General features: G+C 56.6%; 19 protein-coding genes. 8 read left to right on the top strand and 11 right to left on the bottom strand.

Annotation, left to right across the window (positions count from 1 at the left end; genetic code table 11):
- Positions 1–98 precede the first annotated feature (98 nt).
- Genes dnaQ through QPL95_RS03145 form a run of 3 tightly spaced genes read right to left on the bottom strand, consistent with a single transcriptional unit; the run spans position 99 to position 2,100 of the window.
- Positions 99–809: a DNA polymerase III subunit epsilon gene (gene dnaQ, locus QPL95_RS03155; RefSeq protein ID WP_303289541.1), complete on the bottom strand. Its 711-nt coding sequence runs from the start codon at positions 807–809 to the stop codon at positions 99–101.
- Positions 810–850: 41 nt separating this feature from the next.
- Positions 851–1,294, bottom strand: coding sequence for a ribonuclease HI (gene rnhA, locus QPL95_RS03150; protein WP_303289540.1), 444 nt, complete (start codon positions 1,292–1,294; stop codon positions 851–853).
- Positions 1,294–2,100: a class I SAM-dependent methyltransferase gene (locus QPL95_RS03145; protein WP_303289539.1), complete on the bottom strand. Its 807-nt coding sequence runs from the start codon at positions 2,098–2,100 to the stop codon at positions 1,294–1,296. The genes rnhA and QPL95_RS03145 overlap by 1 nt, the downstream gene beginning before the upstream one ends.
- Positions 2,101–2,208: 108 nt before the next feature.
- Between QPL95_RS03145 and gloB the strand changes: the two genes are divergently transcribed.
- The 7 genes from gloB (at position 2,209) to QPL95_RS03110 (ending at position 11,373) form a co-directional block, all read left to right on the top strand.
- On the top strand, positions 2,209–3,003 hold the full coding sequence (gloB, locus tag QPL95_RS03140) for a hydroxyacylglutathione hydrolase (protein WP_303289538.1): 795 nt from the start codon (positions 2,209–2,211) through the stop codon (positions 3,001–3,003).
- Positions 3,004–3,173: 170 nt separating this feature from the next.
- The gene (locus tag QPL95_RS03135) at positions 3,174–4,916 is read left to right on the top strand and encodes a LysM peptidoglycan-binding domain-containing protein (protein ID WP_303289537.1); all 1,743 of its coding nucleotides are present in this window, start codon (positions 3,174–3,176) and stop codon (positions 4,914–4,916) included.
- A 12-nt stretch (positions 4,917–4,928) separates the two neighbouring features.
- Positions 4,929–6,758, top strand: a complete 1,830-nt coding sequence (locus QPL95_RS03130; RefSeq protein ID WP_303289536.1) for an extracellular solute-binding protein — start codon at positions 4,929–4,931, stop codon at positions 6,756–6,758.
- A 46-nt stretch (positions 6,759–6,804) separates the two neighbouring features.
- Positions 6,805–7,890 carry a microcin C ABC transporter permease YejB gene (locus QPL95_RS03125; RefSeq protein ID WP_303289535.1) on the top strand — a complete coding sequence of 362 codons (1,086 nt, stop codon included), beginning with the start codon at positions 6,805–6,807 and terminating at the stop codon, positions 7,888–7,890.
- A 5-nt stretch (positions 7,891–7,895) separates the two neighbouring features.
- Entirely contained in the window at positions 7,896–8,915 is a 1,020-nt protein-coding gene (locus QPL95_RS03120) for an ABC transporter permease (RefSeq protein WP_303289534.1), read from the top strand.
- A 1-nt stretch (position 8,916) separates the two neighbouring features.
- Positions 8,917–10,521: an ABC transporter ATP-binding protein gene (locus QPL95_RS03115; RefSeq protein ID WP_303289533.1), complete on the top strand. Its 1,605-nt coding sequence runs from the start codon at positions 8,917–8,919 to the stop codon at positions 10,519–10,521.
- 66 nt (positions 10,522–10,587) lie between these two features.
- Positions 10,588–11,373, top strand: a complete 786-nt coding sequence (locus QPL95_RS03110; protein WP_303289532.1) for an enoyl-ACP reductase — start codon at positions 10,588–10,590, stop codon at positions 11,371–11,373.
- Between the two features lie 54 nt (positions 11,374–11,427).
- Here QPL95_RS03110 and QPL95_RS03105 read toward each other — a convergent pair whose 3' ends face one another.
- Entirely contained in the window at positions 11,428–11,832 is a 405-nt protein-coding gene (locus QPL95_RS03105) for a PilZ domain-containing protein (protein WP_303289531.1), read from the bottom strand.
- Between the two features lie 9 nt (positions 11,833–11,841).
- Positions 11,842–13,596 carry a DUF1631 family protein gene (locus QPL95_RS03100; RefSeq protein ID WP_303289530.1) on the bottom strand — a complete coding sequence of 585 codons (1,755 nt, stop codon included), beginning with the start codon at positions 13,594–13,596 and terminating at the stop codon, positions 11,842–11,844.
- A gap of 250 nt (positions 13,597–13,846) precedes the next feature.
- Here QPL95_RS03100 and QPL95_RS03095 point away from each other — a divergent pair, with 250 nt between their 5' ends.
- Positions 13,847–14,920, top strand: coding sequence for a 3-deoxy-7-phosphoheptulonate synthase (locus tag QPL95_RS03095; RefSeq protein WP_303289529.1), 1,074 nt, complete (start codon positions 13,847–13,849; stop codon positions 14,918–14,920).
- A gap of 47 nt (positions 14,921–14,967) precedes the next feature.
- On the opposite strand, the gene cobA is transcribed toward QPL95_RS03095, so the two are convergent.
- The 6 genes from cobA to QPL95_RS03065 form a co-directional block, all read right to left on the bottom strand.
- Complete coding sequence (cobA, locus tag QPL95_RS03090) at positions 14,968–15,816, bottom strand: uroporphyrinogen-III C-methyltransferase (RefSeq protein WP_303289528.1); 849 nt, start codon at positions 15,814–15,816, stop codon at positions 14,968–14,970.
- A complete protein-coding gene (gene serS, locus QPL95_RS03085; protein ID WP_303289527.1) occupies positions 15,813–17,087 on the bottom strand; it encodes a serine--tRNA ligase in 1,275 nt (424 codons plus the stop codon). The genes cobA and serS overlap by 4 nt, the downstream gene beginning before the upstream one ends.
- A gap of 116 nt (positions 17,088–17,203) precedes the next feature.
- Positions 17,204–18,538 carry a replication-associated recombination protein A gene (locus QPL95_RS03080; protein ID WP_303289526.1) on the bottom strand — a complete coding sequence of 445 codons (1,335 nt, stop codon included), beginning with the start codon at positions 18,536–18,538 and terminating at the stop codon, positions 17,204–17,206.
- Complete coding sequence (gene lolA, locus QPL95_RS03075; protein ID WP_303289525.1) at positions 18,538–19,188, bottom strand: outer membrane lipoprotein chaperone LolA; 651 nt, start codon at positions 19,186–19,188, stop codon at positions 18,538–18,540. Before lolA ends, QPL95_RS03080 begins: the two co-directional genes overlap by 1 nt.
- A gap of 11 nt (positions 19,189–19,199) precedes the next feature.
- Positions 19,200–21,779 carry a DNA translocase FtsK gene (locus QPL95_RS03070; RefSeq protein WP_303289524.1) on the bottom strand — a complete coding sequence of 860 codons (2,580 nt, stop codon included), beginning with the start codon at positions 21,777–21,779 and terminating at the stop codon, positions 19,200–19,202.
- A gap of 23 nt (positions 21,780–21,802) precedes the next feature.
- Positions 21,803–23,026 (bottom strand): O-succinylhomoserine sulfhydrylase, encoded by a 1,224-nt coding sequence (locus tag QPL95_RS03065; protein ID WP_303289523.1) that lies wholly within the window; start codon positions 23,024–23,026, stop codon positions 21,803–21,805.
- Between the last annotated feature and the right edge of the window lie 16 nt (positions 23,027–23,042).

Here is a 23,042-nt window from a genome sequence, read left to right as displayed (position 1 = left end):
TTCGCAGAAAAATGGCGAACTTATCATTACTTATAACACAAAACTCAAGTAGCTCAAGAAAGCCCGAATGTAACAAATGGTACAGTCAGACACAGATCTCACTCTGGCGCATCGAGTTGACCCCACAGTGTGTGACCGACCTGCTTTTCCATCATGGCCATGAATTCGTCATGGGCTTTTGCCTCTTCTCCGGTCGCACGAACCACCGCTAGCCGAGGCCGGTTTTCCGGAACCCTGCGCAGCCCGCGAACACCGCCGTTTTCACCGGCACCGGCATCAAGAGACAAGGCAGTCTGACCACCGGTCATCAGCAGGTAGACGTCTGCCAGAATTTCGGCATCGAGCAACGCGCCGTGAAGTTCACGATTGGAGTTATCTACCCCATACCGCTTACAGAGTGCATCCAGGTTGTTCTTTTGACCCGGATGCTTTGCGCGGGCTATGGCCAATGTGTCGACGATGCCGCAGTGATCGGCGGTTTTTCGTACCGGCTTAAGCCGTGCAAATTCTGCATCCATAAACCCGACGTCGAACGCCGCGTTATGGATAACCAGTTCGGCACCGTCGATGAACTCGAAGAACTCCTCCACAACCTCTGAGAATTTGGGTTTATCCCTCAAAAATTCGTTGGTAATGCCGTGAATGGTAATGGCCTCAGCCTCAACCTCACGATCGGGGTTGATGTAAACGTGGTAATTGCGCCCGGTCAGCTGCCTCTCCACCACTTCCACGCAGCCGATCTCGATAATCCGGTGGCCAGCATTCGGGTCAATGCCCGTGGTTTCGGTATCCAGTACAATCTGTCTCATTACAAACCTTCAGGTAGACATCAGATAATTCAACAGGCCGCTCAGGCACCGGTCAGTCCGGCAACGCCCATATTCGCCAATTCATCCGCAAGCTCGTTACCGGGGTCGCCGGCATGACCTTTCACCCAGTGCCAGTTCACCTGATGGCGAGCGGTTTCAGTATCCAACTCCTGCCACAGGTCGGCATTCTTTACCGGCTTTCGGGCTGAGGTTTTCCAACCGTTCCGCTTCCAGCCCGCCATCCACTCGGTAATACCCTTACGCACGTATTGGGAATCGGTATAAAGCTCCACCTGACACTCTCGATTAAGCGTACGCAGACCCTGAATGGCGGCCATCAACTCCATACGGTTATTCGTGGTCTGCTTTTCACCACCGTGCAGGGTTTTTTCTGCGCCACCGTAGCGCAACACGACGCCCCAGCCACCCGGCCCGGGGTTACCCTTGCACGCGCCATCGGTATACATCACTACTTTGCCGGCCATCAACGCTCCCGGGAATGATCATTCGTCTCAAATTTGCTGGATGTGCTGCTGGCGCAGCCTCTGGACGCGCCAACTGCTCCGGGCAATGACATGACCTTTGTTTTGCGCCAGGACATGTTTCGCCGAATCGGTGCGTACACCCGTTTGCGGGCAAGGATACAGTAATACGCGCCAACAGGAATAATGTTCGCCCGCCCAAGTGATGCGTTCGTGGCGGAGGCTCCATAGCCATCCCTGCGTTGAACCGGCGTGGTACAGAAATGCGTTGTTGACGACTCCAGCGCAAAGCCCAGCAGCCTGAGCCAGTCCTCCATTCGCGACCGCAGCAGAAATCGACCGCCCCAAGGGCCTTGCCTGTGCCTCGACACCATTCTGCGGAGGCCCCACAAACTTAAAGGATTAAAGCCGACCAAGGCAATTCTGCCCTCCCCCCGCAACACCCGGGCAGACTCTCTGAGAACCTGGTGAGGATCCGGGGAGAAATCTGCCGTGTGGTGAAGTATCACGAGATCCATGGAGTCCCCCGGAAACGGCAGCTCATCCGCATCACATACAGCAACACCGTCTGGCATGTGCGGATGCCAACCTGGTGACGTGATGATTTTCTGGACGAAATCCGTTCCGCTGGCCAGTGGCAGCCGGTGGCTCAGCCCGACCTGAAGCTGTCTGGCCCCGGTCATTCTTGCCAACTCACGGTCCAGAACCCCCCGCTGACTGGCCAGCAGACAACGCCCCAACGGACTCTGGAACCAACGCTCAAAGCTGTCATGCCGCGCTGCGTAATCAATCGGCTCTGAAGATCCCACACTGTAGTCCTCTATTCAGGCAACAATTCGATAGACGCCTGGTTTCTTGGGGTGAACGCTCTGTTGCTTTATCATAACAGTGACACTCATTCAGCACATGGGGTCAAGATGCTCAGCATTTATCCTGTTCCAGCGTTTTCCGATAATTATATCTGGTGCCTCTCCGATAGCCGGGCTGGCAAAGCCCTGGTGGTCGATCCAGGCCAGGCGCAGCCGGTTGCCGATTACCTGGAAAGCCAGAGCCTCACCCTCGACACCATCCTGGTTACCCACCATCACCCGGATCACACCGGCGGCATCTCAGAACTCAGGAAGCTGTTTCCGGAAGTCCGGATAATCGGTCCGGCAGCGTCGCCGTTCAAGGATGCCAGCGAGTTCGTTGCGCACGGAGACACCGTTCGCTGGCAAGACATCCGTTTCAGTGTTTTTGCCACACCCGGCCATACTCTGGATCACATTGTTTACTTCACCACGACCGCCCTTAACGGCAGGCCCGCACTGTTTAGTGGCGACACGCTGTTTGTCGGCGGTTGTGGCAGATTGTTTGAAGGTACACCCGAGCAAATGTTTGGCTCTTTGAGCATTATCCGGGACCTACCCGATGAAACAGCGGTGTATTGTGCCCACGAGTATACGCTCGCCAATCTGCGCTTTGCTCGACATTGGCTGCCTGATGACAAAGCGCTGATGACATTCGAACAGCACTGCAAGCAGCTGCGAGAAGCCGGCCAGCCAACCGTGCCAACATCGCTGAAAGATGAGAAGGCTCTGAACCTCTTTTTACGCTGGGACGACCCCTCCGTCACCAGGGCCGCGAGTGATTACGGCGCCAAGCAAGGTTTGCCCGTGACCACACCGACCGAGGTTTTTGCCGCGGTTCGCCACGGCAAGGATCACTTCTGATCGAGGTGCCTGAGAGGCCCGTTAACAATACCTCTCACAGCCGTAACATCACCGTTCTTGACCGGCCGGAAAACCGTCTCTTAGAATCGCTGGTCAAGAACGTTCGTAACCTGTTAAATCTGCCTGAATTTTTTACATACATATGGCAGCAACACCCGGAATCCAACATTATGCCGGTCAAACGAATCTCCCTCATTCTGTTCGCCAGTTCACTGGCAACGGGATGCAGCAACAGCCAGATTATTGAAAACTGGCACACGCCATCCGCCTGGTTTACCGAATCTTCGCTGGCTGACGATGGCAACCCTCTTGAGTCCGACGATGTGGTGGTTGCCAAAGGCGACCAGGCACTGATGGCGTCGGTTGAATCCGGCGATGACGAAGCCAACACGGTTAACGCACCGCTCGACGACGCCATTTCCCCGGAGCTTCAGGCCAAGGCCAAGGAGGCCAGAGAAAAACTGGATAACCCGAAGCCTCAGCCCGAGGGGTCCGCCTCTGACAACGACATGTGGGACCGGCTTCGTGCCGGTTTCGCCATGGATCACTCTGTCGACAGCGACCGGGTGCAATCTCAGCTCGACTGGTATGTTCGCAACCCTAGGTACATTGAGCGAGTGGTCGAGCGTGGGTCCCGCTACCTGCACCATATCGTCGGTGAGACGGAAGCCCGGGGCCTTCCCACTGAACTGGCTCTGCTGCCGGTGGTAGAAAGCGCCTTCGACCCATTCGCCTATTCACACGGCCGTGCTGCAGGCCTCTGGCAGTTCATCCCATCAACCGGCAAATATTTCGGACTAACTCAAAGCTGGTGGCACGATGACCGCCGGGATGTTCTCGCGGCAACTGACGCGGCACTGACCTACCTGGAGCGCCTGGCCAATCGATTTGATGGCGATTACACGCTGGCACTGGCTGCTTACAATTCCGGCGGCGGCACTGTGTCCAGTGCCATGCGCCGTAACCGTAAAGCGGGCAAACCGACAGACTTCTGGTCGCTGACCCTGCCCACTGAAACCCGGCATTACGTGCCCAAGGTGATTGCCCTGGCAAAGATTTTCGACAATCCGGAAGCCTACGGCATAAAGCTGCCAGACCTGAAAAACGAGCCCTACTTCGAAGTGGTTGAAACCGGCTCGCAGCTGGATCTCGCCCAGGCCGCCAAACTTGCGGCCGTTGATATTGACGAGATTTACCTGCTAAACCCTTCGTACAATCGCTGGGCGACCAACCCCGACGGCCCCCACAGGCTGCTGGTCCCCATTCAGAATGCAGAAACCTTCAAGGTGGCACTGGACAATTTTCCCGCCAAACAGCGGGTGTCCTGGCAGAACTATCGAGTGTCGAAAGGCGACAGCCTGAACACCATCGCCCGCCGCTTTTCGACCACACCGGCGGTGATTCAGCAGGTCAACAAATTGAACAGCGACCTGATCCGTATCGGACAGCAATTACTGATACCTTCCTCTACCAAAGGTTCTGAAGCCTACGCTTTGAGCCAATCCCAACGGTTGGAGCGGACTCAGGACCGAAAGCGCGACGGCAATAAATTACGTTATACCGTTCGGAGAGGCGATACCTTCTGGGATATTGCCCGGGATCACAGAGTCACCGTGAGAGAAGTGGCCGCCTGGAACGGCATGGCACCCGGTGATCCACTCATTCCCGGAAAGGAACTGGTGATCTGGTCAAAAACCGCCCAATCAACCACCACCGCCAGCAACACCCGAAGCAAAGCGATGGTGCGGAAAGTCGGTTACCGCGTTCGCAGTGGCGACTCGCTGTCTGCCATTGCCAGCCGTTTTTCAGTGAATGTGCGGGATATCGCATCATGGAACGATCTTAATACGGACCGTTATCTGCAACCCGGCCAAAGTCTGGTACTCTACGTGGACATAAGAAACAGTCCCTAACGTGCGAGAACCATGACAAAAACACGGAAAGCACCGAGCCTGACCGGATGGGTAGCGTCCCTGGCCCTTCTGGCCGCTCCCGGTATTGTTAATGCAGAACCACACCCCACCGAAGCGCCGGAACCGGTGCATGGCATTGCCATGCACGGTGACGTTAAATACCCCGAGAACTTCAGCCACTTTGACTACGTAAACCCGGATGCGCCCAAAGGCGGCCACCTCAAGCTGAGTGTCGTGGCGAACGGTTTCGACAGTTTTAATCCGTTTGTCGTGCGGGGTGTCGCAGCGACAGGTATCAACGCCTACCTTTATGACACCCTGATGGTGTCGTCTGACGATGAACCTTTCTCGGAATACGGGCTGATCGCTGAAAGCGTTGAAATACCGGAGAACCGCAGCTACGTTGTTTTCAACCTCCGCAAGGAGGCCAGGTTCCAGGATGGCCAGCCAATCACAGCAAAGGACGTCGAGTTTTCCTATCGCATCCTGACCACCGAGGGGCACCCTTTTTATCGCAACTATTACGCCGACGTACAAGGCGTGGTCGTTGAAAACGCCCGTCGCATCCGCTTTGATTTCGGTGAAACAGAGAACCGCGAACTCCCACTGATCCTTGGCCAGATGCCCATTCTACCCGCTCACTACTGGCAGGAGCGTGAATTCGAAGGCAATGGCCTGGCCATTCCTGTCGGCAGTGGCCCGTATAAAATCGCCTCATTTGACGCTGGCCGGGCCGTGACATTCGAACGGGTTGCCGATTACTGGGCAGAAGACCTGGGGGTACGAAAAGGCCGTTACAACTTCGACAAAATCACCTACGAGTACTACAGCGACGACACCGTAGCACTCGAAGCCTTCAAGGCCGGAAACTTCGATTTCCGCCAGGAAACCTCAGCGAAGAACTGGGCCACAGCGTACACCGGAACCCCGTTCGAAAATGGCTCCATCACCAAAAAAGCCATAGAACACCAACGCCCTACGGGTATGCAGGGGTTTGTCTTTAATACCCGCAAGGACGTATTCAAACATCCGAAAGTTCGACAGGCTCTGGCCTATGCCTTTGATTTCGAGTGGGCCAATCGCAACCTGTTCTTTGGCCAGTACACCCGCACCGACAGCTATTTTGAAAACAGTGAACTGGCCTCCGAGGGTTTGCCCTCAGGGCGGACCCTGGAGATTCTCGAACGCTTCCGGGATCAACTGGCCCCGGAGGTCTTCAACACCGAATACACCCCACCTGACACCAGCGAATCCCAAAGCCTTCGGGATAACCTGAGAGCGGCTTTGAAGCTGCTCTCCGAGGCTGGTTACGGAATTCGCGATGGCAAAATGGTTCATCAGGAAACCGGCACACCATTGGCATTCGAAATACTGCTGGCCCAGAAGAGCTTTGAGCGAGTTGTACTCCCGTTCAAGCAAAATCTCGAGAAGCTCGGCATTGACGTAACCGTTCGGTTGGTCGACAGCAGCCAGTACATAAGGCGCGTGCGCAGTTTTGATTTCGATATGATTACCCAGGTATTTCCCCAATCCGATTCACCCGGCAATGAACAGCGGGATTATTGGCACTCCTCAAATGTGAATGCTGAGGGATCCCGCAACATCATCGGCATCCATGATCCGGTGATCGACCAATTGGTCGATCTGGTCATTCAGGCACCCGACCGCAAGGAGCTTGAGCATCGCGTTCAAGCACTGGACCGGGTACTGCTTCATGGCCATTATGTTATTCCCCACTGGCACCTGAGCAAAGACCGGGTGGCTTACTGGAACCGCCTCCAGCGGCCCCAGGCAACACCTAAAAGCGGCGTTGACCTGAATAACTGGTGGATCAGCCCCTGATCAGATCTCAACCGATCCGGCAGTAATGGAAGGACGCCTCTCCTAGATGGGTACATACATTCTTCGGCGACTGGCACTGATTATTCCCACCCTGGTGGGCATCATGCTGCTCAACTTCATCATTGTTCAGGCGGCCCCCGGTGGACCGGTTGAGCAACTGATTGCTGAAATGGAAGGCCTGGGCGGCAACGCCCTGGCCCGTGCTGGCGGCGGTGACATGGGCGGTGAAGTATCGTCAGCGTCGGGCGAAAGTCGGGGGGCCCGCGGGCTGCCTCCGGAATTACTCCAGCAGATGGAAGTCCGCTACGGCTTCGACAAGCCTGCCCATGAGCGTTTTCTGAAAATGCTGAAGGATTACGCCACCTTTGATTTTGGCGACTCCTTTTTCCGTGACCGGTCCGTGGTCGAACTGATCATCGACAAAATGCCGGTATCCATCTCGCTCGGCCTCTGGTCTACCCTGATCATCTATCTTATTTCCATCCCCCTGGGTATTCGCAAAGCGGTATCAGACGGTTCCCGGTTCGATGTCTGGACCAGTTCCGCAATCGTGGTGGGCTATGCCATACCCGGGTTCCTGTTTGCCATTCTCCTGATCGTGCTGTTTGCCGGCGGGAGCTACTTCGACTGGTTTCCCCTGCGCGGACTCACTTCTCCGGATTTTGAAACCATGACCTGGTATCAGAAGATCGGTGACTATTTCTGGCATCTGGCCTTACCGGTCACCGCCAACGTGATTGGCGGCTTTGCCACCCTCACCCTGCTGACCAAAAACTCTTTTCTGGATGAGATCGGAAAACAGTACGTTGTGACCGCCCGAGCCAAGGGGCTGGAAGAGAAGCAGGTGCTCTATGGCCACGTGTTCCGGAATGCGATGTTGATCGTCATCGCCAGTCTGCCGGGCGTGCTGGTCGCACTGTTCTTCACCGGCTCATTACTGATTGAGGTCATCTTCTCCCTGGACGGACTGGGGCTGCTCGGGTTTGAGGCCGCCCTGAACCGCGATTACCCGGTTATCTTTGGCACACTGTACATTTTCACTCTGATGGGCCTGATTCTGAAACTGATCAGCGACATCACCTACGTGCTGGTAGACCCCCGCATCGATTTTGAAAGCCGGGAGGGGGCGTAACCCTCATGAAACTGACTCCGATCCAACAACGCCGCCTGCGCAATTTCCGCAACAACCGCCGTGGGTACTGGTCACTCTGGCTATTTTTGTTGCTGTTCGGGCTGTCTCTGTGTGCCGAGCTGATTGCCAACGACAAACCGCTGCTCGTGTCCTACAACGGAGACTGGTATTTTCCGGTTGTAGACCAAATTCCCGAAGAAACCTTCGGGGGGTTTCTCCCCACCGAGACCGATTATCGCGACAGCTTCATCGCTGAAGAGATTGAAGCCAACGGCTGGATGCTGTGGCCCCCGATCCGGTTCAGCTACAACACCATCAATTACAACCTGGATGTACCCTCCCCGGCACCGCCGAGCGCTGTCAACTGGCTCGGAACAGACGATCAGGGTCGCGATGTGGCAGCACGGGTCATCTACGGTTTTCGAATCTCCGTTGTCTTTGGTCTCACACTCACCATTGCCAGCTGTATTGTCGGCGTTGCCGTAGGCGCAATTCAGGGCTATTACGGAGGCAAGGTCGACCTCCTTGGCCAGCGTTTTCTGGAGATCTGGTCTGGCCTCCCGATGCTGTATCTGTTGATTATCCTGTCCGCCATTGTTCAGCCCAATTTCTGGTGGCTGCTCGGCATCATGCTTTTGTTCAGCTGGATGGGGCTGGTGGATGTGGTACGTGCAGAATTTCTGAGGGCCAGAAACTTTGAGTATGTGAAGGCCGCAAGAGCGCTCGGCCTGGATAACCGGAACATCATGTACCGACATGTTCTGCCGAACGCCATGGTGGCCACGCTGACGTTCATGCCGTTTATCCTGGCCGGCGCCATTACCAGCCTCACATCCCTGGACTTCCTGGGCTTCGGCCTGCCGTCCGGCTCGCCTTCCCTCGGCGAACTGATCGCCCAGGGCAAGGCCAACCTTCATGCTCCCTGGCTCGGCGTATCCGCTTTCGTGTCACTGTCACTGATGCTCACGTTGCTGGTGTTCGCCGGGGAAGCCGTTCGTGATGCCTTTGACCCGAGAAAGAACTGATATGAGCAACCTGTTGACCATCTCGGATCTCTCCGTCCGGTTCGACAACGGCCCCTTGGTCGTACAGAACCTTTCTCTGGCCATACAGCCAGCAGAAACACTGGCTGTGGTTGGTGAGAGCGGATCAGGAAAGTCGGTATCGGCGCTTTCTGTGCTGCGCCTGCTCGACGGGCGCCATGTCAGCTACCCGACTGGCAGCATCCGCTATCAGGGCGAAGACCTTCTGAAAGCCCCCGAGAACACGCTCCGAAAAATACGCGGCCGGAAAATCAGCATGATTTTTCAGGAGCCCATGACATCGCTCAACCCGCTTCATACCGTCGAAAAACAGATTTCCGAAACACTTCAGCTCCACCTCGGCATGCGGGGCCCCCAGGCGCGTGAGCGGTGTATCGAATTGCTGAACCTGGTGGGCATTCATAATCCAGAGGAACGCCTCAAAAGCTATCCGCACCAGCTGTCTGGGGGGCAGAAACAGAGGGTCATGATTGCGATGGCCCTCGCGAACGAGCCAGAGCTTCTGATTGCCGATGAACCCACCACCGCTCTGGATGTGACCGTTCAGAAGCAGGTACTGGAATTGCTGACATCACTTCAGCAAAAGCTGGGTATGGCGATGCTTCTGATCACCCACGACCTCAGTCTGGTCAGGCGCTATGCCGATCGGGTAATCGTGATGGAACAGGGCAAAAAGGTAGAGGAAGGCGCCACCGACACCCTGTTCAACGCACCGAAACACCCTTACACCCGCAAGCTGATTGACGCCGAGCCGCCCGGGCATCCCCTGCCGGCGGCCGGGAACGAGCGCGAACTGCTGCGAGTATCGGAGCTGAATGTCGAATTCACCCTTCGCAAGAGCTTCCTGGGCAAAGTCAAAGAGAGCTTTCCGGCGGTCAAAGATGTCAGTTTCAGCGTTGGCAGGGGCGAAACACTGGGTATAGTCGGCGAAAGCGGCAGCGGCAAAACGACCATCGGACATGCATTGCTCAAGCTGACCGGCAGCACCGGTTCCATTCAGCTCGACGACCATGAGTTGGCGCACCTGTCCCAGAAACAATTCCGGCCCTGGCGTCGCCGGGTTCAGATTGTCTTTCAGGACCCGTTCGGCAGCCTGAGCCCCAGAATGTCGGTGGAGCAGATCATCAAGGAAGGTCTGGAGATTCATGACCGGGACAACAGCACGGAGCACCCGAATAAGGTCATACAGGCGTTGAAGGATGTGGGGCTTGATCCGGAGGCCCGGCATCGATACCCCCATGAGTTCTCAGGGGGCCAGCGTCAACGCATTGCGATCGCTCGCGCACTGGTTCTGCAACCTGACCTGATCATCCTGGATGAGCCGACCTCCGCACTGGACAGAACCGTTCAGAAACAGGTCATTGAACTTCTTACTGAAATTCAGAAGCGATATGGACTAAGCTATATTTTTATCAGCCATGATCTTGCAGTTGTTCGTGCGCTCAGCCACAAATTGCTGGTACTGCAGCATGGCCGCATTGTGGAATACGGCAAGGCTTCCGACATCTTTCGGTCACCCCGTGCAGACTATACTCGTGAGCTGTTGAATGCCGCGTTCTTTTATCAGAACACAACTACGACTATTTGAGCGTTACCCTGGCGGAACCACTTCAGGGATAATGCACTGAAATCAGGAACACAGGGAGAACGACCCATGGGAATCCTCAGTGGCAAAAAAGCACTGATCGTTGGCGTAGCCAGCAAACTGTCCATCGCCTATGGCATTGCCGAGGCATTCGCCCGGGAAGGCGCCGAGCTGGCGCTCACCTACCAGAATGAAAAGCTGCAGCCACGCGTCGAGAAATTCGCTGAAGAATGGGGCAGCACACTGACGTTCCCCTGTGATGTTGCCAGCGATGAAGAAATTGAAAATGTCTTCAAGGAACTGAACAAGCACTGGGACAACATCGACATCATTGTCCATGCGGTTGGTTTTGCACCGGGCCATGAACTCGATGGAAACTATGTGGACGTCACCACCCGTGAGGGCTTCCGTATCGCTCACGACATCAGCTCCTACAGCTTTGTGGCTCTGGCCAAGGGCGCCCGTAGTATGATGCACGAAGGCAGCTCTTTGCTGACACTGAGCTACCTGGGCGCTGAGAAGACGCTGCAGAACTACAACGTGATGGGGCTGGCCAAGGCATCCCTTGAAGCCAACGTTCGCTACATGGCAGCCAGTCTCGGCCGCGACGGCATTCGTGTGAACGCCATTTCCGCGGGCCCGATCAGAACCCTCGCGGCCTCCGGCATCAAAAGCTTCCGCAAGATGCTCGCAGAAAATGCCAAGCGCGCACCGCTGCGCCGCAACGTAACCATCGATGAAGTGGGCAACGCCGCAGCCTTCCTGGGCTCGGATCTTGCCAGCGGCATAACCGGTGAAATCATGTACGTAGACGCCGGCTTTAACATTACCGGCATGGGTGAACTGGAGGACTGATCGCCGCCAGCTAATCGATAATCCAGGGCCGGCTTCTTGCCGGCTCTGGGCTTATTAACTGTCGGAAAAGGCCTCTGCTACAGATTCCATCCAGCGCAAGTAATCCGTCTCATCAGACTCCAGCACGCGAACACCCACCAGGTAGCCTCGCCCGTCTTCCCGGCACCAAACCACTTCAACCATGAGCCGCAGGGGTGCCTGATGCGCATCGAGGCTGACTTCTGCTGTCAGGATGGAATCAACGCTCAAAGCCTGACGCGACACCAGGCTCATACCCCGAACGGAAATATCCCTGATCTCGCAAGCCAGTGTTGTGGCATCGCCGTCGCTGACGCCTGGCTCCCGTGACTCAAGCTCGATTCTGACCAATGCCCGTGCAGTCAGCCGGTAATCTTCCCTCATGTCCCGGCCGTCAGGCGTCTCTTCACCGGAGCCAAAGCTATAATCTTCATCTGCCATACTTACCCCTTAATTCCGGCCGACCCGAATACGACCCACCACGCGGCTAAGCGTGTCATCAAATTCTGCAGAGCTTCCCAGTACCCGGATTGTGCCCTCGACAATGCCATTAACCAGTTCATCATCAATAAACTGGCGACGGTTCAGACCAAGGCGATCGACAAACACAAACTTTCGGGACGCAGCAATCTTGACCGCAAGCTTTAATCTCTGCGGCTCACCCTCCTCCTGATCCGGCGCAACAACAATCCAGCCTCCCAGTGCGATTCCCTCAACCTGCCGGGATGCGATGGCCTCGGCCTCTTTTCTGAGACGCACCTGCTCCGCTTTCTCGTCAGCCAACCTCTGCTGCTCCTCGACGGCCTTTTGCTGCTCGGCTTCCAACCTTCTGGCGGCCTCCTCCTCTTGCCGGCGACGTTCGGCCTCTTCCTTTTCACGGCGCAGCGCCTCGGCTTTGGCCCTGGCCTCCCTCGCCGCCAGTTCCCGCTGCTGCTGCTGCTTTTTGCACACGTTCGATAGCAGCGTCACCGTCTCGGTCAAAACCTCGCCGAAAGGCGTCGGCTCCGGTAAGCCGCGTAAAGCCTGAGCACCCAACCCGGTTTTAAAGTCAGACCAGGCCTGAAGACCGAGCTTTACGCCGACTCCGTTGGTCCAGAGAACCTCCTGACTGTCTTCAAGCAGCAGGAAAAAGTACCTGCGCTGCTCTTTCGCACCCTCACCCTCTACAAACCAACGACCGATGTGGCGCTCATAGTCCGATGGCGTTATCGGGTCGAGTGCCAACCAGCGATTGTCCCAGGTAAAGCCGGAATCCGGCGGCAACGCCAGAGTGAGTTCAGGTGTCTCTCCCCTTATTCTCGCCACCATCACCGCCTGAATGCCCTCACCAGCGGAGGCCGGCATTTCCTGGCCCAGGGTTCGGCGCCAGACATCCTGAATTCGGTCGCCAAGCTGTTCACCGACCTGGTAAAGGCGATTGCGATCCTGATCGGAAAGCTGAGGATCCCCCGCCCACACCAGCCATTCCAGGATTTTGTTGGCATGCCGGCAAAGCTCGCTGTCGACACCCTCGGCCAGCACGCTCTGTTTGATCACCTTGAACCAGTCATTCATCACAAACCGGCTGATCACCGGAGGCAGGTGACGGCCAGTCAGCGCACGCCCTACAAAGGCGCGGGCGACCTGCTCTGCCAGGCGCTGTCTCGATGCACCCTGCTCGGTTTCCCTCAGCCGTTCCCGTAGCCTGCCAACCTGGCTCTCGCGTTTATCGGCATCTTCCAGCCATTGCCGGCAATAGTCTTCCAGGGGCGCCATGGTTTCGCTCTCAAAACTGCCAGCAACCGCGATGACCAGGCTATCGAGTTGCTCCAGCAATACACGGGAAGAGCGCCCCCCGGTGTCGCTCCAGCCCCGCCATTCCTGCAAGTGATCAAGCCAGCTCAGTATCAGCTCGCTGAAGGCATTATCGCCGGCGGAATCCAATTGCCACGCTAGCCAGAACCGGAGCCTGGCAATTCGACTGATCAGCGAGGTGTGCAGCCCGCTGGTTTTCAGAAATACATCCATGATGCGATCAGAGAGATAAGCCGCGTTCACCTGCCGGACACTCCACTGGATCTGCACAGACCGAAGTACCTGAGTGACACGTTCATCCCGCTGCTCAGACCAGCAAGATAACAACAGGGGGCGCCAGTCGGGCACGGATTCAGGTGCAGTCTTACCGCTGGGGTATGGCAGATCAGGCACACGGATACCCGTAAGCACCTGGTTAATCCTCTCGGAAACCACCTTTATTGAGGAAGGGACAGCTTGTGGCTTCTGGGCCTTGGGGGACATCCGGTACCTGTTGTCTGGAAGCGTTGAAAAGGGCCTTCAAATAACGCAGTATAACCAACTCGCCGGGGTTTGCTGCAACCGCGTACCGGCACCATTCGCGTTAATCTTCAATCACCGGACAAATAAACACAGAGTTGCACCGGTGATGCAACGATCTGATTCGGGGAAGCACAACAAGATGTCGGGCAAGAAACTGGAAAACCTGAATGTGGCCAGCCAGGAACCACTGATTACACCTGAAGCGCTAAAGCAAGAAATGCCGCTTTCTGATGCCGCAGCGGACACTGTGGCCTCCGGCCGGCAAGCCATTTACGACATCATGGACGGCAAAGACCATCGTCTGTTCGTTGTTGTCGGCCCCTGCTCGATCCACGACGTAGAAGCAGCACGGGAATACGCCACCCGACTGAAAACCCTGGCCGACGAAGTCAGTGACACACTCCTACTGGTGATGCGGGTCTATTTTGAAAAGCCAAGAACCACTGTAGGCTGGAAAGGGCTGATCAATGACCCGCACCTGAACGACACCTTCGATATCGCTCAGGGCCTCCACATCGGTCGCCGCCTGTTGCTCGATATCAATGAAATGGGGCTCCCTGCCGCCACAGAGGCACTGGACCCAATTTCTCCACAATACCTGCAAGATACCATTGCGTGGTCTGCCATCGGCGCCCGCACCACGGAATCTCAGACACACCGCGAAATGAGCAGCGGTCTGTCGATGGCTATTGGCTTCAAGAACGGCACCGATGGCAGCCTGGATGTCGCCGTCAACGCCATGAACTCTGTATCGCACCCCCACAGCTTCCTGGGCATCGATCAACAGGGCAAGGTCGCGATAATCCGCACCAAAGGCAACAACTACGGTCACGTTGTTCTGCGCGGCGGTGGCGGCAAGCCCAACTACGATTCCGTCAGTGTGGCCCTGTGCGAACAAGCGCTCGAAAAAGCCAAACTTCGCAAATCCATCATGGTCGACTGCAGCCACGCCAACTCCAACAAAGACCCCGGCATTCAGCCGTTGGTGATGCAGGACGTGACGCACCAGATTCTGGAAGGCAACCAGTCTATACAGAGCCTGATGGTTGAGAGCCATATCAACTGGGGGAATCAGTCCATTCCAGAGAACCTGGCTGACCTGAAATACGGCGTATCGGTTACCGACGCCTGTATTGACTGGGAAACAACGGAGAAAGCCATTCGCGATATGCGCAACAAGCTAAAGGATGTACTGCCGAAGCGCGGTCGGTAAGGTTTCGGGCCCGGCGCAGTCACTGCACCGGGCCCGCTGTTCAGCCGTCAGTTCACGGGCTCCACGCCCAGCCAATCGAGCTTGCTCCGCAAGCTGACAACCTGGCCGATAATAACCAGTGTCGGCGCCTGCACACCACTGCTCTCAACCTTTTCGACGATCGTGTCCAGCGTCCCTGTCACTACCCGCTGTTCCGGTGTCGTTCCTTTAGAAACCAGCGCAACGGGCATGCCGGAGTCCATACCGTGTGCAACCAGCTCCCGGCAAATTATCGGCAAACCCACCAGCCCCATGTAGAACACCAGAGTCTGGTTGGTCTGGACAAAATCCGACCACGGCAGGTTACAGGTATCGTTTTTCAGGTGGCCGGTGATAAACCGTACGGACTGAGCATGATCGCGATGGGTAAGCGGGATACCCGAGTAGGCTGCACAACCCGAGGCGGCCGTTATTCCTGGCACCACCTGAAAGCGAACACCCGCAGCCGCGAGGGTTTCAATTTCCTCACCGCCACGGCCAAAAATAAATGGATCGCCACCCTTTAATCGAACGACCTTATAACCCTCCCGGGCCAGATCGACCAGTCGCTGGTTAATCTGATCCTGTGGGAGAGTGTGGTTTGCGCGCTGTTTACCAACGTGTATTTTCTGAGCCTGCTCCGGAATCAGCGCCATGATCTCGGGCGAAACCAGGCTGTCATAGAGCACCACTTCAGCGGACTGTATTAACCGCCAGGCCTTGAGTGTCAACAGCTCAGGATCACCCGGGCCGGCGCCAACCAGCGCGACATCGCCGGCGGAGTTGTTCGGATTATCGGTGATCGGGTTGGCTCTGTACCTGACAGGGGCAGTGCCGGCCTTAACGCCCTGCCCTGGTGCATCTTTAGATGGGTTCATTGGATGCGCTCAACGCCTCCCATATAGGGTTTGAGAACCTCCGGAACCAGAATGCTGCCATCGGCCTGCTGGTAGTTCTCCATCACCGCTATCATCGCGCGGCCAACCGCCAGGCCCGAACCGTTCAAGGTATGAACCGGCTCAGGCTTACCTGTTTCCGGGTTGCGCCAACGGGCCTGCATGCGCCGTGCCTGAAAATCACGAGTGTTTGAGCAAGAGGAAATTTCACGGTATTTACCCTGCCCGGGCAACCACACCTCAAGGTCATAGGTTTTAACCGCGGAGAATCCCATGTCGCCGCCACACAGGGTAACAACCCGGTAAGGCAGCTCCAGCAGTTGCAACACTTTCTCGGCATGGCCGGTCAGCTGCTCGAGCGCATCGGTCGATTCATCCGGGCGAACAATCTGAACCAGTTCAACCTTGTCAAACTGGTGCTGACGAATCATACCCCTCACATCCCGGCCATAGGAGCCCGCCTCACTGCGGAAGCACGGTGTGTGACAAACCAGGCGCAGGGGCAGTTCTGAATCGTCCAGAATCGTGTCAGCCACCAGGTTGGTCGCGGGCACTTCTGCAGTCGGAATCAGGTACAGAGGGTTGTCGCCAGCGGTGCGGAACAGATCTTCCTCAAACTTGGGTAACTGACCGGTTCCGAACAACGTATTGGCATTCACCAGATACGGAACATAGGTTTCGGTGTAACCGTGCTCAGCCGTGTGCAAATTGAGCATGAACTGAGCCAAAGCGCGGTGCAACCTGGCCAACTGGCCCCGCATGACCGCAAAACGGGAATGGGCAAGGTGGGTCGCTTTCTCGAAATCCAGGCCCTTGATCGCCTCGCCGAGCGCTACGTGGTCTTTCGGCTCAAAATCAAAAGTTTTCGGCGTACCCCAAACCCGGGTTTCAACATTGTCTTCTTCACTTTTTCCCGGCGGCACATCTTCGTCGGGCAAGTTAGGAAGGCCAGCCAGAAAGGCATTCAAAGACTCCTGCACAGAGCGCAGCTCATCTTCTGCCTCGCCACGCTGCTGTTTCAGGCTCTCCACCTCATCCAGCAGGGGCTTGATATCGTCACCTGCGGCCTTGGCCTTGCCTATCGACTTCGACCGTTTATTCTGCTCGCTCTGCAGAGTCTCCGTGCGAACCTGAATGGCTCGGCGGCGTTCCTCTAATCTTTCGAAGGTGGCAACATCAAACTCAAAGTTCTTGATGGCCAGCCGACGGGCGATCTCTTCAGTCTGCGTACGGACACGTTTCGGATCGAGCATGGTCTTCCTGAATTTTTCAGTTAACGAATGAGTGATTAACGACGCATTATACCCGCCGTAAACCTGCTGACCACCATCCGCCGGGGCCGCCCGCGAAAATCTGCTGCTGCCAGCACTCAATATCGCTTTTTCGGGCTTTGTGCGTCCAGAGCATCCAGCCGTTGTCGTTTCTCGGCCAGCTTGATCTCCAGCCCTCGCATGACAGGCTCATAATATCGACGCTGGTGAATGGCTTCAGGCAGATAGTTCTCGCCAGCGGCATAGGCCTCAGGCTCATCATGGGCATAACGGTATTCGTCCCCGTGCCCCATGCTTTTGAGCAACTTGGTCGGGGCATTTCGCAGGTGAACCGGCACTTCGTAGTCCGGGTCTTTACGAATATCCGCCATGCACTGGTTGAAAGCGGCATAAACGGCGTTGCTCTTGGGCGCCAACGCCAGATAGGTCACTGCCTGGGCAAGCGCCAGCTCTCCCTCTGGCGATCCCAGGCGTTCCTGGGCATCCCACGCCTGCAAAGCAATCTGCAGAGCGCGGGGGTCCGCGTTACCAATATCCTCGCTGGCAATCCGCGCCAGCCTACGCGCGACGTAGAGTGGATCACAACCGCCATCCAGCATTCGGCATAGCCAATACAGAGCACCGTCTGCACTGGAGCCGCGCACGGACTTGTGCAGTGCGGAAATCTGGTCGTAAAACACATCGCCGCCTTTATCGAAACGGCGCAAACTGGTTTGCAGTACCTGCTCCAGTGTTTCCGCAGTCACCCGCTCGCGCCCCTGCTCATCCGGCTCAGCAAGGTCTGCAGCCACTTCCAGTATGTTCAGTGCCCGGCGCGCGTCACCACTTGACGCTGTCGCCATGGTTTCAAGAACCTCCCTTTCCACCTGAAGGGTGCCGGCAAAACCCTCTGTGCTGACCAGGGCCCGCTCGAGTAGCAGGAGAATGTCATCGGGTTCGAGGTTTTTCAGCACGTATACACGAGTGCGCGAAAGCAATGCACTGTTCAGTTCAAAAGAGGGGTTTTCGGTGGTGGCACCCACAAAAATAAACGTGCCGTCTTCAATATGAGGCAGGAAGGCGTCCTGCTGGCTTTTGTTGAACCGATGTACCTCGTCCACAAACAGCAAGGTGTCGCGGCCCTGCGACTGTTTTCGGTTACGGGCGCGCTCAACCACCTCGCGTATATCCTTCACGCCACTGAGAACGGCTGACAGGGTTTCGAAGGTGAGCTCACCGACATTGGCCAGCAGTCGGGCAAACGTGGTTTTACCAACGCCCGGTGGCCCCCAGAGAATCATCGAGTGCAGCTGCCCCTGCTCCACCGCTTTTCTCAGGGGCTTGCCGGGGCCCACAAGGTGAGCCTGCCCGACATAGTCATCCAGAGTTGCCGGTCGCATTCGAGCCGCCAGTGGCTGAAAGCCGGCTTCCTGCTGAAACAGGCTGTCCTGCATCAGGCGCCATCCCGGATGACGTCAACCTCCTCAGGATACTCCAGCCGGAACGCGCTCTTATCGATCGCCTGGTTGAGCACAATGTCATCAAAACTGAGAATGCTGATCTGGGAAAGCGAATCTTCCATACGCATCTCCTGCAGCTCACCCTGGTAGAAGCTCAGCCGCAGGGAGGTAAACAGAGAGTCTGCGCCACGGGGAATCAGGGTGAATTCCTGAGTGGACTCACCCAGAATGCGCTGGCTCACCTGGTAGGTCTCATCCAGGTTTTCAACCTCGCCACTCAGCAAGAGCGCGGGCGTTGTCTGCACGCGGTCATCCAGTTTATGAATGGTCACCTGTTCCAGATCCGGGTCATACACTTCCACTGTATCGCCGTCGCTGACGATAAACTGGGACAAAGGCGCACCGGTTTCCCAATAAAATAAACCCGGACGCTTTGCCTTGAGTGATCCGCGGGTTTCCTGAACGTTGGTGCCATTTTCTCCCACCACAATCTGAATGAAGTCCGCCTGATAGGTCTCATAACTTCTCAGAATGGAGGAAAGCTCCTCGGCAGCCCCCTCCTGTGACGCCCCCTGCGCCAGGGCCGTGCCCGAAAGCACAGACATCAGCACAAATGAAAGGGTGGTGAACAGTGGCCTGATCATGGTTAACACTCCTAGTCTCTTGGAGGCGGCGGTGCCAGAACTTCCCTGGCACCATTATGGCCCGCCGGGCTGACTACCCCCGAAGCTTCCATAGCATCCACCAGATTGGCGGCACGGTTGTAGCCTATTTTGAATTTACGCTGTACCGAAGAGATCGACACTCTGCGGTTTTCAGTGACGAAGGCAACGGCCTCATCAAACAGTGCATCGCCCTCATCGCCGCCACCGGCGCCGCCATCGCTCAGGCTGGGCACACCCGGAAGGTACTCCCCTTCGGCGCCGCTGAGCACGTCGTCGATATACTCAGGTTCGCCCCTGGCTTTCCAGGCACTGACCACCCTGTGCACTTCGTCATCATCCACGAAAGCACCATGCACACGTACCGGCAGGCCCGAACCGGGCGGCAAGTACAACATGTCGCCGTGGCCAAGCAACTGTTCAGCCCCGCCCTGATCAAGCACGGTTCTGGAATCGATTTTCGACGACACCTGGAACGACATACGCGTGGGAATGTTGGCCTTGATCAAACCGGTGATGACATCCACCGATGGCCGCTGGGTGGCGAGAATAAGGTGAATGCCTGCTGCCCGGGCTTTCTGGGCAATACGCGCGATCAACTCTTCCACTTTTTTGCCGACAATCATCATCATGTCGGCAAATTCATCAATGACCACCACAATAAACGGTAAGGTCTCGAGCTCCGGGCGTTCCTGCTCGTCGTTCGCCAGGTACTCATCCGGTTTCCAGAGCGGGTCAAGTAAAGGCTCGCCTTCCGCCCGTGCATCTTTGACCTTTTTGTTATAACCGGCAATGTTGCGAACCCCCAGGTTTGCCATCAACCGGTAACGACGCTCCATCTCAGCCACACACCAGCGCAGGGCATTGGCAGCCTCTTTCATGTCAGTCACAACCGGAGCCAGCAGGTGTGGAATACCGTCGTAGATGCTCAATTCGAGCATCTTCGGATCCACCATGATAAAGCGGACGTCTTCCGGGCCAGCCTTCAGCAGCATGCTCAGAAGCATGGCGTTGACCCCCACCGATTTACCGGACCCGGTGGTACCAGCCACCAGCAGGTGGGGCATCTTGGCCAGGTTTGCAACCATCGGGTTGCCACCAATATCGTTCCCCAGCGCCAGAGTGAGCGGTGAGGCCGAGTCAATAAAGACCCGGGCACTCAACACTTCACTCAAGCGAACGATTTCCCGTTCTTCGTTTGGTATTTCAATACCCACAACCGACTTGCCGGGGATGACCTCGACCACCCTCACGCTCAACACCGCCAACGACCGAGCAAGGTCTTTGGCCAGGTTGGAAATCTTGCTGACTTTCACGCCTGCAGCCGGTTTGATCTCAAATCGGGTGATCACGGGCCCGGGATTCACCTCGACCACTTCGACGGTAACCCCGAAATCTGCCAGCTTCTCTTCCAGCAGGCGCGACATATGCTCCAGGGATTCCTCGGAATAACCGCGCTCTTTGTGTTCCTCTGGCGGGTCCAGAAGCGTAATCGGCGGAATCAGGCTTTCGATGTCCTCAAGCAGCGAACCCTGTTTGCTGTCGGCTTTTTTTCCTGGGCCGCCCTGATCGTCTTTTTTAAACGGCGCAATCTTGAGTGACCGCCCTGCAGGCTTTTCAGCCGGTTTGGGCACCGCAGCAGGCTTCGGCGCTACGGGCTCCGCATCCCGGGAGCTGAAGCTCTCGATTCGGGCTGGTTCGGGATCCGCAGAGGGTAGACCTTCGATAGCGGGCTCTTTACGTTGTTTTCCGGGCGTCCCGCCATGATCCTGCTCTGCATGTCCGGATTTCTTACCAAACAAACGGCGCCACCAGGAATCTTTGACCCCCTTGGTTGCTTTTGGCTCTGGCCCTTTCACCCTGGCATTGACGACAGGGGGCTCCGGGGCCGGCTCCGGTTTGGCAGCATGCTCCGGAATTTTGGGCTTTTGCCTCAACAGGGCTTTGACCGCCAGGCCAGCCTTGAGCGTTAAGCCACCCACCCGGTCCATGAGCCGGAACCAGGAAAGACCGGTTGTAACCGTCAAGGCAAACAAAAAGATGGCAATCAACAACAGCGTGGTGGCCGGAAGGTTGAAGAAGCGCACCATGGCTTCAGACACAGCGGTGCCCAACACGCCACCGGACGACATACCGAGGCCAAACAGAGAGTACAGCGAAAGCAGGCTGGTCGATGACAGCAAAATCAGGACGAACCCACCAAACCGCACAAGGAACAGCGGCCAGTGCAGGTCAAGAGGCTGGTTTCGCAAGCGGATGAGCATGATGGCGTAACCCGCCACCATCACCGGGAACAACCAGGAAACGTGTCCGAAAAAGTCCATCAGAAGGCTGGCGAGCCAGGCACCGGTTCGGCCAGCATCGTTCTGGACCGTCATGTCGTGGCCAATACTCGCCCAGCCGGGATCGGAGTGGCTGAAGGTAAACAGCGCCATGGCCAGATAGATACACAAAACGATCAGGCCAAGAACAGCACCCTCTCTGGCCCCCTGGGCCATCAGGCGGCGAAAGCGCTTTTGTTTGTCTGTCAGTTCAGTGGATACAGATTTCTTCGCTTTAGCGGTTTCCGCCATGAATACTCAAACCGTGTGTAAGTTTAGTCTTTCAGTGCCTGAAAACCCCTTTCGAGATCGGTTTTCAGGTCGTCTATGGCTTCAATGCCTACCGAAAGCCGGACCAGATTTTCAGTAATACCCGCTCTCGCCTTGTCTTCCGGAGACAAGCGCCCATGGGTGGTGGTTGCCGGGTGGGTAATGGTCGTTTTCACATCGCCCAGGTTTGCTGTAATGGAAATCATCCGGGTGCTGTCAATAAAGCGCCAGGCCTCTTCCCGCCCGCCTTTCAGCTCAAAGGACAGCACACCGCCAAAGCCACTTTGCTGCTTTTTCGCCAGCGCATGCTGGGGGTGGCTTTCAAGCCCGGCATAGTAAACCCGTTCAACCGCTGGCTGTGATTCCAGCCATAGCGCCAACTCTAACGCATTGTCACAGTGGGCTCGCATACGGATCGGTAAGGTTTCCAGCCCCTTCTGAAAAACCCAGGCATTGAAGGGGCTCATGGTCGGGCCCGCCGAGCGCAGAAAACCGTAGACCTCATCCAGATACCTGGCCGGCCCCACGACAACACCGCCGACACAGCGCCCCTGGCCATCCAGATACTTGGTGGCAGAGTGGATGACCAGATCAGCCCCCTGCTCCAGCGGGCGCTGAAGAACCGGTGTGCAGAAGCAGTTATCTACAACAAACAACGCGTCGTTAGCTTTTGCCAGTGCCGACAGTTGCTCCAGGTCTGCCACTTCACACAACGGGTTGGACGGCGTTTCAATAAAGAGCATGCGGGTTTCAGGGCGCACGGCAGAACGCCATTCATCCATATCTGTCAGGCTCACAAACGTGGTCTGTACGCCGAACCGCGCCATGTACTTCTGGAACAGAACGTTCGTGGTGCCAAACACTCCCCGGGAGCAGATGACATGATCGCCAGACTGTAACAAAGCCATGCAGGTACTGAGGATGGCTGCCATACCAGACGCTGTGGCAACCGCCTTTTCGCCGCCTTCCATCGCCGCTATGCGGGCTTCGAAAGCCTGCACGGTCGGGTTGGTGAAACGCGAATAGATGTTACCCGGTTCCTCACCGCCAAACCGGGCTGCCGCCTGCGCCGCGCTGCCATAGACGAAACTGGAAGTCGGGAAAATGGCATCACTGTGCTCCAACTGCCCGGTGCGGATCTGCCCTGCCCTGACGGCCAACGTATCAACCGACATACCCTCCAGATCGGATTCAGGAATCCAGAGGTGTTCTTCACGACCGTGAGTCATGGCGTACTCCTGATGC

The organism is Marinobacter sp. SS5-14b, assembly GCF_030541005.1.
Lineage (GTDB): Bacteria > Pseudomonadota > Gammaproteobacteria > Pseudomonadales > Oleiphilaceae > Marinobacter.
Note: the sequence above shows the minus strand (reverse complement) of the source record. Positions and strands in the feature narration are given on the sequence as shown.